This is a genomic window from Thiomonas sp. (assembly GCF_054608695.1).
This window is the reverse complement of sequence record NZ_JBTRXV010000101.1, coordinates 1-12,637: the sequence shown is the minus strand read 5'-3', so window position 1 is coordinate 12,637 and position 12,637 is coordinate 1. Positions and strand designations below refer to the sequence as shown.

Below are 12,637 nucleotides of genomic sequence, written 5' to 3'. Positions count from 1 at the left end.
AAAGCTCAATAATTGCGGAAGCTGTCGTGGCAACTCTTGCAAGTCTTGACGGTCTGGCCGAAGACGACGCGCATTGGGTTGAGTTGACCAGTCTGTGCGGCAGCGGTGAGTTTAGGTGTCAACTGTTCCTGGGCTGCTGCCGGTTGCATCGGGATGGGCTTATTGAGATCGAGGCACGTCGGCATCTACGAATCCTCAACCGGGTAGCCTTAACGGCCTTGCTCACACCTCCGGGTGACTGCTTATTGATCCGGCCCCATGAAGATTGAACTTTTCATGGTCTTGCGTGTCGGAAATGGATGGATAAAGAAGACGCGCGTTACCAGACCTTGGAGCAACTGCATGAGCGCCGCAAGCAAGTCGTGCGGCTGCACAAGAAGGGCATCAAGATCATGCAGATCGTGGCGATGACGGGGCTGAGCTATCCGGCCGTGCGCCGGGTTGTCGACCTGTATTCTGGGGGCGGCTGGGCAGCCATTCGGCCAACGCCGCGCGGGCGTGATCCTGGTGCCGGGCGTTTGCTCACGGCGGAGCAAGAAGAGAGCCTTCGCCACACCATCATCGACAAACGCCCCGAGCAGTTGAAGATGGACTTCTGCCTGTGGAGCCGCGCCGCCGTGGGTCTGCTCATCGCGCAGCAGCATGGCATCGAGCTGCCGGTGCGCACGGTGGGCAAGTACCTCAAGCGCTGGGGCTTCACCCCACAAAAGCCCATCAAGAAAGCCTACGAGCAGCGTCCCGAGGCCGTCCAAACCTGGCTGGACGGACACGACCCTGCCATCGAGGCGCAAGCCAAGGCCGAAGGAGGTGAAATCCACTGGGGCGACGAGACGGCGCTGGTCAACACCGATGTGCGCGGCAGAAGCTACGCACCCGCAGGGCAGACGCCGGTGGCCTACGCCCCAGGCGGCACGCGGCAAAAGCTCTCCATGATCGCCACCGTCACCAACCAGGGCAAGACGCGCTGGATGATCACCTGCGAAGCCTTCAACGCCGGCAAACTCATTGAGTTCCTGCAGGCGCTGGTCAAGGACGCCGGCAGGAAGGTCTTCCTGATCCTGGACAACCTGCGTGTGCACCACAGCAAGCCGGTGAAGGAATGGGTGGCGCAGCGCAAACAGCACATCGAGGTGTTCGACCTGCCCAGCACCAGCCCCGAGCTCAACCCCGAGGAGCGGCTCAATGCCGACCTCAAACAAGCCCTGGGCAAAAAGGTGCCCGTGCGCACCAAGGCCAAACTGCGCGACGCTGCCAATGCGCACATGACCATGCTGGAGCGCTCACCCGAGCGCATGCGCAGCTACTTCCAAGCCCCTCGCGTGAAATACGCGGCTTGAGACTTCATCGGGCCGGATCAATAGCTCATAAGGCAACGCACCAAGCAGGTCACGAAGCGATGCCCAACTGAACGGCCTCGGGTACAAATCGAGGTTGATGGAGTTCAGCGAATAGGTGTCCATCCCCGAAGGCTGTCACGCAAAACAAGTTCGTTCTGCCCAGCGTGCGGAAGCCGAGTTCATCCTGGTCCCGACTGCTGATTCAAGCCGGCATGCCGGCTTCTTGTTCAAGGGATGTGCCGAGCTCAACCGCGGTTACATCTTTTTTGCATCATCGCCTCCGCTTGCCTGATGCACATCAAGGAAATCGGTCGCGAGCCCGCGCAAACTGAAAGTGTCTTTCCATACCCAACGGGAGTCGCGTGATGAGTAGTAGTACCACCGAACAGATTCAGGCAGCACAGAAGGCCGAGTTGGATTCCATGGTCAGCATGGCCGACAAAGCCATGAATGGCTTCGAGAAACTGGTCCAGTTGAATCTTCAGACCTTGCGCGAAGCCACGCAAGATGCGGCCGAGGCCATGCGCGCCGCGTTCTCAGCACGCGACCTCCAAGAGCTGATGAGCTTGCAAACTGGGAACCCGATGCAGACCAGTAGTCAGAAAGCCGCGGCCTATGCCCAACACCTCGCGGAGATTGCTGGCAGTACCCAGGCCGAATTGGCCGAAGCGCTCAATCAGAGCATGACACGCATGCAGCAAGCACTGCGAGACGCCACGCAAAACTCCATGGGCAATTTGCCCTTAGGAAGCGAAGGCGCGGCGGCGCTCATGCAAAGCGCGATGAACTTCGCCACCCAGGCCTTCGATGCCATGCAAAAGTCGCAGAGCCAGGTCACCAAGATGGTGTCCGACAACGTCGAGTCCATCACGAATCGTGCGACCAAGGCGGTTGCGGCACAAGCCACGCCTTTGCGCAAGCGTGCGGCCAAATGAGCTGCACAAGCCGCGTGACGCCGCGCCGCGGCTCCGTCCTCGGAGGTCGGGGAAACTTGGGGCTACCGCGCGGTTTCTTCAGGGACGGAGCACTGACCACCTGTGGCTGCTGCCGTTGCAGTCGAGACAGGGCGCGTCTCGCTGTGCGTCGCAAGAGTTTGCGCTGACAAGTCGGCGAGTCTCATAGTCGAACAGGTGCCACCCGCATCCACCCCAGATCAACCTGGTCACCGTTTGGCATTACAAGATTGAGAGACTTTCATGACAAGATTGGCACTCATCACCGGCGGCACGCGCGGCATCGGCGCGGCCATCGCGCGTCGCTTCAAGCTCGACGGCTTGAACGTTGCCGTGACCTACTACGGCAACGATACCGCAGCGATTGCTTTCACCCAAGACACAGGAATTCCCATCTACAAATGGGATGCCACGGATTTTGACGCATGCCAGATCGGCGTACAAAAGCTGCAGACCGATCTCGGCCAACCCGTGGATGTGCTGGTGAACAATGCCGGCATCACGCGCGATGCGACGCTGCCCAAGATGACCGTCGAGCAGTGGCATGCCGTGATCGACAACGACCTCGGTGCCTGCTTCAACATGTGTCACGCCATCATCAGCGGCATGCGCGATCGCGGTTGGGGGCGCATCGTCAACATCGCCTCGATCAACGGACAAAAAGGCCAATTCGGCCAGACGAATTATTCGGCAGCCAAGGCCGGCGTGATTGGTTTCACCAAGGCCTTGGCGCTGGAATCGGCGCGCCAGGGCATTACCGTGAACGCCGTCGCGCCGGGCTACACCGCGACCGACATGGTGGCGGCAATGGACCCCACAGTGCTCGAGGGCATCGTCGCTCAAATTCCGGTGGGACGTCTGGCCAAGCCTGAAGAAATCGCCCATGCCGTGGCTTTTCTGGTGGGTGAGCGGTCGGCCTTCATCACTGGCTCCACGTTGTCGATCAACGGCGGACAGTACCTCGTTTGAGGATCGAACATCTGGCGCGTCTTCTTTGTGCAATCTTTCCACATCAACAACATGGGTCACAACGCCAAACAAGAAAATTCGGTCGATGTGCTGGTGATCGGCGGTGGTCCCGGAGGCACGCCGGCCGCACTGTCGCTAGCGCAGGGCGGAAGACGCGTGATGCTGGTCGAGCAAGCCGACGTTTTGGGCGGGACTTGCTTGTTCGAGGGTTGCATTCCATCCAAGAGCTTTCGCCACACCGCCTGATTGCCGAACTGGTTCGTCAGCAACGCAGAAATCTCACCATGATCGCCAACGATACAGCCGGACTCGGCTACGGGATCGGTCTGTTAATTGATGCGAAGCTCATCAGTCGACTTGTTGTGACATATTTCAGGACTAATCCAGAGACTCAGCGCCAGATGATCGCGGGCGAGATTCAGGTCGAACTGGTTCCGCAAGGTATTCCTGCCTCGGTGAAGCCCTGACCTCGTCCATCACATCAAAACCTCCTTCAGCCCCCAACATGAAAAACCACTCGAATGATCAGGCCAAGGGTTTGCCCTACGCCAAAACCCTGCATGCGCTACAGATCGAACTGGTGAAATTCCAGAAACACCTGATCGCGCATGGTGACCGCATCCTCATCATCCTCGAAGGGCGTGATAGCGCGGGAAAAGACGGCACCATCAAACGCATCATCGAACACCTGTCGCCACGCGACACGCGCGTCGTGGCGCTGAACAAGCCCTCCGACCGCGAAACCTCGGCGTGGTACTTCCAGCGCTACGTGCCGCATCTGCCCCTGGCCGAGGAGTTCGTCCTGTTCAACCGCAGTTGGTACAACCGTGCCGGTGTCGAGCGGGTGATGGGTTTTTGCCGCAAGGCACAGTACGAGGAGTTCATGGAAACCGTCCCGGTGTTCGAGCAGATGCTGGTGCGTTCCGGTGTACAGCTATTCAAGTACTACCTGGATATCGGCAAGGACGAGCAGAAAAAGCGTCTGCGCGACCGCCACACCGATCCGCTCAAGCAGTGGAAGATGAGTCCGATCGACGCTGCGGCGCAAAAACACTGGAAGGACTACAGCGTGGCGCGCAATGCCATGTTCGCACGCACCCATACGGCTGCTGCCCCTTGGACTGTGGTTCGCGCCGACGATAAGAAGCGCGCCCGCCTGAATCTGATGATGGATCTGCTCATCCGTCTGGACTACAAGGACAAGGATCAGTCTCTGCTGCGGCCCGATCCGGACCTTGTTTTTGCCTACTCCGAGCAGGCCTTGCAGGATGGGTTGATCGCCCCCTGATGTGCTGGGCCAGCGCCATATCCCGAGCAAGTCACGCAAGCTTTCATGGCCGTCACCAACGCCTATCGCGACGCCAAGGCAGCGCATTGATCCAGCGGCCGCCGCCCCCATCGACCTTGAATGAGGACGTAGCTTGCGCTGCACTTCTGTTCATCCTCCACCCACCCCAAAAAGGAGTTTTCCATGTCCAACTGCCACGTCATCGCCTGGGTCGACCATGCCCAGGCCCGAGTGCTGCATATCGATGCCGACAACATCGAGAAATCCATTGTCGAACCCGCACAGCATCCTCATCTTCACCACAAACGCAACGCTATCGGCAGTGGCAAGGCCGCCGAAGATCAGCACTTCTATCACGGCATTGCACAGGCGCTGGCCGGCGCGCAGGAAATTCTCATCACCGGGCCGGGGCGGGTCAAGCCGGAGCTATTCAAGCACCTGCAGCATCACGACCCCGAAGTGGCCAAGCATGCGGTCGGGCTGGAGACAGCAGACCATCCCACCGACGGCCAACTGGCGGACCACGCTCGACATTACTTCAAAGCCAAGGACCGCATGCTGGGTGTTTGATGCCAGCATGCACGGCTCCGCCGGGGAACGCGCCTGTGCCATTTTCCGCCGGAGACTTGATTTCTTTTACGACGACTGCTCACCACCATGTACAGCAAAATACTTGTCCCCCTGGATGCCAGCGCCACGGCACAAACCGCTGCCGAGCATGCCATTGCCATGGCCCGCTCGCTCAAAGCCGCGCTGCGGTTCATGACCGTGATCGATTTCAACGGCTTCATCGGCGCCGTGCCCAGCATTGTGGGCGTCATGAACAACGACGCCAGACTGATGCTTGACGACTGGATGAGCAAGGCCTCGCAATGGGGCCTGGACGCGAGTACCGCCATTGCCGAGACCGATCCAAACACGCCGCGCGTGGCCGATGCCATCGTCGCCGAAGCCGGACGGTGGAATGCCGATCTCATTGTCATCGGCAGTCATGGCCGCAGCGGGGTGCGCCATCTGCTCCTGGGCAGTGTGGCCGAAGGTGTGGCCCGTCGCAGCATGATTCCCGTGCTCATCGTGCATCCTGGCGAGAAACCGTCGTCCTGATGCACAAGCCAAGCGCGAAAACGGACCGCCGAGCACGTTGACCGTCGCCATGCACATGCAACAAGTGACTGCGGTCACAGCAACGGGCGCCGGTGCGCCGCCTGGCACTGTCGTCACGGTTCGCGGCGCCGTGGTGGATGTTGCGTTTGCAGACGCTGGGTTACCCCCCATCCACACCGCGCTGCGCGTCGCTTGGGATCGCCCCGAGCTCCTGCTGCTCGAAGTGCAAGGGCACCTGGATCTGCACACGGTGCGCTGCATCGCCCTGCAGAACACGGCCAGTCTGGCGCGCGGCACCACGGTGCAGTCCACGGGTGCGCCCGTGTTGGTCCCCGTCGGTGACGCGGTGCTGGGACGCCTGCTCGATGTAGTCGGGCAAGTGCATGACCTCGGACCGGCGCTGCCGGCCGACACTCCGCTGCGCAGCATCCACAATCCTCCACCAACACTGGAGCAGGAAACCTCGGCCATCGAGGTCTTTGAAACCGGTGTCAAGGTCATCGATCTGCTGGCTCCCATGGCGCAGGGAGGCAAGGCCGCCATGTTCGGCGGCGCGGGCGTGGGCAAGACCGTGCTGGTGATGGAACTCATCCACGCGACGGTGGAGAAGTACCGCGGCATTTCGGTGTTCGCGGGCGTGGGCGAGCGCTTGCGCGAGGGCCACGAAATGCTGAGCGACATGCGCGACTCCGGTGTGCTGGCGCGCACCGTTCTGGTGTATGGGCAGATGAACGAACCTCCGGGCGCGCGCTGGCGAGTGCCGCACAGCGCCCTGACCATCGCTGAATACTTTCGCGATCAGAAGCATCAGAACGTGCTGCTGCTGATGGACAACGTGTTCCGTTTCGTCCAGGCCGGCAGCGAGGTTTCGAGCCTGCTGGGCCGACTGCCATCGCGCGTGGGCTACCAGCCGACCCTGGGCAGTGAAGTGGCGGCGCTGCAAGAACGCATCGCCTCGGTGGCGGGCACCGCGGTCACTGCGATCCAGGCGGTTTATGTCCCGGCCGACGACTTCACCGATCCGGCAGTCACGGCCATCTCCAGCCATATGGACAGCATGATCATGCTGTCGCGCCAACTCGCCGCCGAGGGTTTCTATCCGGCGGTCGATCCACTGGCTTCAACGTCCGCGTTGCTCGATCCACTGGTGGTTGGTGTGGAGCATTACCGCATTGCCGAACGCGCCCGCGAGACCTTGGCGCGGTTCAAGGAGCTGCAGGACATCATCGCCTTGCTTGGCGTGGAGGAGCTCGGCGCCAGCGACCGGCTGGTGGTCAAGCGCGCACGGCGCTTGCAGCGCTTTCTCAGCCAGCCGTTCATGGTGACCGAGGCTTTCACGGGCATACCCGGGCGTACCGTGGCACGCGCGGATACCCTGGCTGGCGTGCGCGCGATTCTCGATGGCGAGACCGACGCCTGGGCGGAAAGTTCGCTGTATATGGTGGGCACGCTGGACGAGGCGTGGCACAAAGAGCAGGCGTCAGCCCCAACGCCACACGCCGCGGAGCCGGCGACGTGAAGCTGCGCATCGTCACCCCGCTGTCGATCGAAGTCGATGAGGACGGCTTGCAATCCCTGCGCGCAGAAGACGCGAGCGGCAGTTTCGGCATCCTGCCCCGGCATGCCGATTTCCTCACCAGTCTGACCATCTCGGTGGTGAGTTGGACGCGCGCCGACGGATCGCAGCGACATTGCGCGGTGCGCCGCGGTGTGTTGACCATGTTCGGCGGGCGCGAGGTGCACATCGCTACGCGCGAAGCGGTGGTGGGCGATGACCTGATGCAGCTCGACACCGATGTGCTGGCTCGCATGCGGTCCGACCTCGACCTGGAACGCACCCAGCGCGTGGAGAACACGCGAATGCAACTTGGAGCCATCCGGCAGATCATGCTGCATCTGCGCGCTGATGGACACCGAGGTTTTGGGGTTGGCTCGTGAGCGACACGCCCTCCCGCCCCGAGGACAGCGACGATGCGCTCGTGCGGCAGGCGAGCCTGCGCAGTGCGCGTCATCGCCGCTGGCTGCGCGAGGGTGAGCCCTCCGTCGCGCGTCGGCTGGCGCAGATCGGAGTGCTCGGATGGATCATCGTGCTCCCCATGCTGCTGGGTCTATTCGCCGGGCGCTGGCTGGATCGCGCCCTCGGAACTGGGCTGATGTTCACCGGCGCCTTGTTGATCCTTGGGCTTGCCCTGGGTAGCTGGTCGGCCTGGAAATGGATGAAAAGCGCATGAATCCATGGTCTTTGCATGTCATCTCGGCGGATGCGTTCTGGCCGCTTTTTCTGCTCGCACTGGCCGTGGGTTTCTTGGCTGGGCTGGGCTACTTTTATGCCATTTGGTGGAGTGCGCGCGCGCTGCTGAGCGGCCGGCATGGCGCAGTGCTCACCATCTTCCTGTCAATCAGCCGGCTCGCCTTGCTTGCCGGCTTGCTCATTCTTGCAGCGCATGCAGGTGCCATAGCTTTGCTGCTCACGGCGCTGGGTCTGTTGGCTGCCCGTTTCGTGGTGATCCGCCACGTAGGACAGGAATCGCCATGAATTCGCCCTTGGCCAGCCTTGTGATGTTTCACCTCGGCTCGGTGCCGATCACGCAGGCCGTGGTCGTCACCTGGGTCATCATGATTTTGCTCGTGCTCGGCGCCTTGATGCTCAAGCGCCGTTTGAAACTCGTACCTTCGCGCAGCCAAGCGGCTTTCGAGCTGATGGTCGATACGGTGGACGCGCAAATCCGCGACACCATGCAGCTCCAACCTGAGCCTTACCGCGCTTTCATCGGTACGTTGTTCATCTATATTTTTCTCGCCAACTGGTCTTCACTCGTGCCTGGCATCAAACCGCCGACTGCTCAGCTCGAAACGGATATTGCATTGGCACTGCTGGTGTTCGTCGCCGTGGTCGGCTTTGGCGTGCGTGCTGGCGGGATACGCGGCTATCTGGCGACCTTCGCCTCGCCCAATCCCATCATGATTCCGCTGAACTTCGTGGAAAGTCTCACCCGCACCTTCTCCTTATTCGTGCGCCTGTTCGGCAATGTGATGAGCGGTGTGTTCGTGATTGGGATCGTGCTGTCGCTAGCCGGCCTGTTGGTGCCGATTCCACTCATGGCGCTCGACCTTCTCACTGGTGCTGTACAGGCTTATATCTTCACGGTCCTGGCCATGGTGTTCATCGCCGGCGCGGTCAGCGATGGGCCGCATCCATCGGCACCTGATTCATCTCAACCCGAACTTTCTAGGAACCCGCCATGAATTGGTTAGCGCTTGCCAGTATCGTTTCCGCCGCGGTCGCCGTATCGTTCGGCGCCATTGGACCCGCCTTGGGCGAGGGACGCGCGGTGGCCGCCGCAATGGATGCCATTGCCCGCCAACCCGAAGCGGCCAACACCATTTCACGCACCCTGTTCGTGGGCTTGGCGATGATCGAGACCATGGCCATCTACTGCTTGGTGATCGCCTTGTTGCTTCTGTTCGCCAACCCCTTGCTGAAATGACGGCATGAGCATCGACTGGTGGACGATCGGCCTGCAGGCCGTCAATGTCCTGATCTTGGTCTGGCTGCTGGGGCGCTATTTCTGGCGCCCGGTGGCGGACATCATCGCCAAGCGTCAGGCGGCGGCAAAGGAATTGCTTGATACGGCCCAGGCCAAGCGCGAGCAGGCTGAAGGTGTGCTGGCTGAAGTCACGCGCACTCGTACCGCGCTGGCGCGAGAGCATGAGGATATGTTGATCAAAGCCCAGGCTGAAGTTCAGCAACTTCGGGCCACGGGCTTGCAGGAAGCGGCGCAACAGGCGCAAACCTTGCTAGACGACGCGCAAGCGGAGATCGCCAAGCTGCGCGAAGCCGTGGAGCGCAGTTCCCAAGAACGCGCCGTACAGCTCGCCGTTGCCATCGCCCAGCGTTTGGCGGCCAGACTCGATGGGCAGGCCGTACGGGAGGTTTTTCTTGGTTGGCTGGTGCAGAGCATCCAGGCCTTGCCCCAAGCGGTGCGCCAGACAGTGGTGCAAAGTGGCACAGCCGAGCTGGTCAGTGCGACGCTACTCGACCCTTCCGAACAAGCGCAGCATGCGCAGCACATCGGCCAGGTTCTTGGCGGCGCGGTGAAACTGACGTTCAACACCGATCCCAGCTTGATCGCGGGGTTGGAGTTACGCGGCGCGCAGGTCGTGATCAACAACAGTTGGCATTCTGATCTTACTCGCATCCGAAAGGAATTCGACGATGCCCAGCGCGCTTGAAACGACGGTCGACGCCTGGCTTGCCAGCGCCATGCAGAAGGTCGAAGTGACCCCTCTGGGGCCGCAAGCCGAACAGATTGGACATGTGCAGGCCATCAGTGATGGCATCGCCATCGTTTCTGGCCTGCCGCAAGCGCGGCTCGACGAATTGTTGCGCTTCGATCACGGGCAGTTCGGATTTGCCCGGGTGCTCGAGCGCGACCACATCGGCTGCGTGCTGCTCGACGGCGCCGACGAGGTGCAGGCGGGCGATACGGTGCATGGCACCGGCGATGTCGTGCGGGTGCCGACCGGCATGGCCTTGCTGGGACGGATGGTCGATCCGCTGGGGCGGCCGCTGGATGGCAAGGGGCCCATCGTCAGCGATGCGAACGAACCCATCGAGCGTGCGGCGCCGGGCATCGTCGAGCGCGAGCGGGTCACCCAGCCGGTACAGACGGGGCTGTTGGTGATCGATACCTTGTTCGCCCTGGGACGCGGGCAGCGCGAACTCATCATCGGCGATCGCGCGATTGGCAAGACCACCATCGCCATCGACACCATCATCAACCAGAAGCACAGCGACATCGTTTGTGTCTACGTAGCGGTGGGCCAGAAAAGCGCGAGCGTGCGCCGCGCCATCGATGCCATCGAGGCGCATGGCGCGCCCGAGCGCTGCATCGTGGTCGTGGCGCCGGCCTCCAGCACGCCGGGTCTGCAGTGGATTGCTCCATTTTCCGGCTTCACCATGGCCGAGTATTTCCGCGACCGCGGCCAGCACGCGCTGGTGGTGATCGACGATCTGAGCAAGCACGCCGCCAGCCACCGCGAAATCGCGCTGCTGACGCGTCAGTCGCCCGGTCGCGAAGCCTACCCCGGCGATGTGTTCTATGTGCATGCGCGGCTGCTGGAACGGGCCGCGAAGCTGTCCAAGGCCAAGGGTGGCGGCTCGCTGACGGCGCTGCCGATCGCCGAGACCGACGCCGGCAATCTCAGCGCCTATATTCCGACCAATCTGATTTCGATCACCGACGGCCAGATCGTGCTCAATGGGCGACTGTTCGACGAGGGGCTGAAACCCGCAGTGGACGTGGGCGTGAGCGTCAGCCGGGTCGGCGGCAAGACCCAGGCCGCCGCACTGCGGCAAGCTGCGCAGACGCTGCGGCTGGACTACGCCCAGTTTCTCGAACTGGAGATATTCACCCGCTTCGGCGGCATGCCCGACACGCGGGTGCGTCAGCAGCTCACGCGGGGCGCGCGCATCCGCGCCATCCTCGGCCAGCCGCAACACGCACCCTTGCGTTTGGCTGATGAGGTTGCGCTGGTCTTGGCGGTGCAGTCGGGCTTGCTTGACGGCATGGATCTGCCCTTGATTGAAGCATTTCGTCATGGTCTAGGAGCAGCGCTCGACAGCGGAGCGGCGGATGCGGTGCGCGCGACCCAGGAGCAGGGCACGCTGTCGGAGATCGCTCGGCAGTCCCTGCTCGAAACCCTGCGCCAGTATCGCCTGACCCTGGTGTCGCCGAATGCCGCGGTACGAGTGGAGCCCGCATGACCGAGCGTCTCGCTGAAATCGAAGCCCGCATCCAGGGCACGCAGCAACTCGGCGCCGTGGTCAACGCCATGCGCGGCATGGCGGCGGCGCGCGCCCAGCAGGCGCATGGCCAACTTGTCGCGGTCGAGAGTTATGCCGCGAGCATCGCCGGCGCCATCGGCAGTGTGCTGGAAGTCATCCCTGCGCGCGATGCGGGCCTGTCATCGGCCAGCGCCAGCCGGGCACTGGTGCTGTTCTGCGCCGAACAGGGGTTCGCGGGAGCATTCAGTGAGCGCGTGCTGGATGCCGCCAGCGCGCAAATGCAGGGCGTCGAACTGTTGCTGGTCGGCTCCCATGGGTTGACGGCCGCGACCGAGCGTGAGCTGCACCCGGACTGGACCGGTGCCATGCCGGCGCAGACCCAGGGTGTGCCCAAGCTGGCCGATCGCATCGTCGAGGCACTGTATGCGCGCATGACCACCGGCGCGATCGAGCGGCTCGATGCCGTGTTCAGCCGTTGGCAACTTGGCCTGCCGATCCAGGTCGAAAGCCGCCGTCTGCTGCCCCCCGATCTGTCGATTTTTCCGCGCCAGACGAAGACCGCACCGCCCTTGGTCAATCTTGCGCCGGCCGTGCTGTTGCAAGAACTCGTCGCGGCCTATCTGCATGCCCAGCTTTGCGATGCCGCGCTGCACGCCTTCGCTGCCGAGAATCAGGCACGCATGGAAACCATGGCGTCGGCGCATCAGCAGATCGACCGCCAGCTCTCAGCTCTGCAGGCCATCCAGCGGCAGGTGCGGCAGGAGGCGATCACCGCCGAGATCATCGAGTTGGCCGCCGGCGAGCTTGCAAGCCGTGAGGCCGAATCCGGTTCGTGAGTCGATCTCGGGCATGTTGGCGTGCCTCATGACGGGAGGCGATTGGGCAGCACGTGTCTCGGCTAGCATCGCCAGGATGAAACGCATCCCGATCAGCCCGCCCTCGCAAGACACCGCCCATGCTTGCGACACTTGCCTTCCGCTGGACATTTCCAGCCCATTGCGGCAGCGCCTGCGTTTGCTGGCGGCCTACCGGAGTTCGACAGTTCGCACCCGAAATCACCTGAAATCGGTCTTTGCGGTCTAGGCGCGACGCGCACTGACGTGCGATTGGGGCCGAAGTGCGTGTGGTGGCACGTTTGCATCCGCATGCTGCCTGACTTCCATGCGTTGGAGGAAGGCCGCATGGTGGCGGCGTGTTC

19 protein-coding genes are annotated in these 12,637 nt (G+C 62.3%); all 19 read left to right on the top strand.

Going from position 1 to position 12,637, the window contains the following annotated elements; genetic code table 11:
- A partial coding sequence (locus tag ACYCUK_RS20745) for a hypothetical protein (protein WP_461596540.1) occupies window positions 1-269 on the top strand: 269 nt, incomplete at its 5' end.
- 30 nt (window positions 270-299) lie between these two features.
- Window positions 300-1,337: an IS630-like element ISCARN41 family transposase gene (locus ACYCUK_RS20740; RefSeq protein ID WP_086558344.1), complete on the top strand. Its 1,038-nt coding sequence runs from the start codon at window positions 300-302 to the stop codon at window positions 1,335-1,337.
- A gap of 115 nt (window positions 1,338-1,452) precedes the next feature.
- Entirely contained in the window at window positions 1,453-1,629 is a 177-nt protein-coding gene (locus ACYCUK_RS20735; protein WP_461596539.1) for a hypothetical protein, read from the top strand.
- Window positions 1,630-1,702: 73 nt separating this feature from the next.
- Window positions 1,703-2,272, top strand: a complete 570-nt coding sequence (phaP, locus tag ACYCUK_RS20730; RefSeq protein ID WP_461596538.1) for a TIGR01841 family phasin — start codon at window positions 1,703-1,705, stop codon at window positions 2,270-2,272.
- A gap of 261 nt (window positions 2,273-2,533) precedes the next feature.
- Window positions 2,534-3,259, top strand: coding sequence for an acetoacetyl-CoA reductase (gene phbB, locus ACYCUK_RS20725; protein WP_461596537.1), 726 nt, complete (start codon window positions 2,534-2,536; stop codon window positions 3,257-3,259).
- 51 nt (window positions 3,260-3,310) lie between these two features.
- On the top strand, window positions 3,311-3,505 hold the full coding sequence (locus ACYCUK_RS20720; protein ID WP_461596536.1) for an FAD-dependent oxidoreductase: 195 nt from the start codon (window positions 3,311-3,313) through the stop codon (window positions 3,503-3,505).
- Window positions 3,506-3,543: 38 nt separating this feature from the next.
- Window positions 3,544-3,726, top strand: coding sequence for a CoA-transferase (locus tag ACYCUK_RS20715; RefSeq protein ID WP_461596535.1), 183 nt, complete (start codon window positions 3,544-3,546; stop codon window positions 3,724-3,726).
- A 38-nt stretch (window positions 3,727-3,764) separates the two neighbouring features.
- Entirely contained in the window at window positions 3,765-4,547 is a 783-nt protein-coding gene (ppk2, locus tag ACYCUK_RS20710; RefSeq protein WP_461596534.1) for a polyphosphate kinase 2, read from the top strand.
- A 183-nt stretch (window positions 4,548-4,730) separates the two neighbouring features.
- A complete protein-coding gene (locus ACYCUK_RS20705; RefSeq protein WP_461596533.1) occupies window positions 4,731-5,117 on the top strand; it encodes a translational machinery protein in 387 nt (128 codons plus the stop codon).
- A gap of 87 nt (window positions 5,118-5,204) precedes the next feature.
- On the top strand, window positions 5,205-5,651 hold the full coding sequence (locus ACYCUK_RS20700) for a universal stress protein (RefSeq protein ID WP_112486404.1): 447 nt from the start codon (window positions 5,205-5,207) through the stop codon (window positions 5,649-5,651).
- Window positions 5,652-5,700: 49 nt separating this feature from the next.
- Complete coding sequence (gene atpD / locus ACYCUK_RS20695; RefSeq protein WP_461596532.1) at window positions 5,701-7,170, top strand: F0F1 ATP synthase subunit beta; 1,470 nt, start codon at window positions 5,701-5,703, stop codon at window positions 7,168-7,170.
- Window positions 7,167-7,589, top strand: a complete 423-nt coding sequence (locus ACYCUK_RS20690; protein ID WP_112486403.1) for a F0F1 ATP synthase subunit epsilon — start codon at window positions 7,167-7,169, stop codon at window positions 7,587-7,589. The genes atpD and ACYCUK_RS20690 overlap by 4 nt, the downstream gene beginning before the upstream one ends.
- Window positions 7,586-7,882 carry an AtpZ/AtpI family protein gene (locus ACYCUK_RS20685; protein WP_461596531.1) on the top strand — a complete coding sequence of 99 codons (297 nt, stop codon included), beginning with the start codon at window positions 7,586-7,588 and terminating at the stop codon, window positions 7,880-7,882. The genes ACYCUK_RS20690 and ACYCUK_RS20685 overlap by 4 nt, the downstream gene beginning before the upstream one ends.
- Entirely contained in the window at window positions 7,864-8,187 is a 324-nt protein-coding gene (locus ACYCUK_RS20680; protein WP_461596530.1) for an ATP synthase subunit I, read from the top strand. The genes ACYCUK_RS20685 and ACYCUK_RS20680 overlap by 19 nt, the downstream gene beginning before the upstream one ends.
- Entirely contained in the window at window positions 8,184-8,897 is a 714-nt protein-coding gene (locus tag ACYCUK_RS20675; RefSeq protein WP_461596529.1) for a F0F1 ATP synthase subunit A, read from the top strand. Before ACYCUK_RS20680 ends, ACYCUK_RS20675 begins: the two co-directional genes overlap by 4 nt.
- Window positions 8,894-9,139: a F0F1 ATP synthase subunit C gene (locus ACYCUK_RS20670; protein WP_112486399.1), complete on the top strand. Its 246-nt coding sequence runs from the start codon at window positions 8,894-8,896 to the stop codon at window positions 9,137-9,139. The genes ACYCUK_RS20675 and ACYCUK_RS20670 overlap by 4 nt, the downstream gene beginning before the upstream one ends.
- Window positions 9,140-9,143: 4 nt before the next feature.
- Window positions 9,144-9,884 carry a F0F1 ATP synthase subunit delta gene (locus ACYCUK_RS20665; protein ID WP_461596528.1) on the top strand — a complete coding sequence of 247 codons (741 nt, stop codon included), beginning with the start codon at window positions 9,144-9,146 and terminating at the stop codon, window positions 9,882-9,884.
- Complete coding sequence (locus ACYCUK_RS20660; RefSeq protein WP_461596527.1) at window positions 9,868-11,418, top strand: F0F1 ATP synthase subunit alpha; 1,551 nt, start codon at window positions 9,868-9,870, stop codon at window positions 11,416-11,418. Before ACYCUK_RS20665 ends, ACYCUK_RS20660 begins: the two co-directional genes overlap by 17 nt.
- The gene (locus ACYCUK_RS20655) at window positions 11,415-12,275 is read left to right on the top strand and encodes a F0F1 ATP synthase subunit gamma (RefSeq protein WP_461596526.1); all 861 of its coding nucleotides are present in this window, start codon (window positions 11,415-11,417) and stop codon (window positions 12,273-12,275) included. The genes ACYCUK_RS20660 and ACYCUK_RS20655 overlap by 4 nt, the downstream gene beginning before the upstream one ends.
- The last annotated feature ends 362 nt before the right edge of the window (window positions 12,276-12,637 follow it).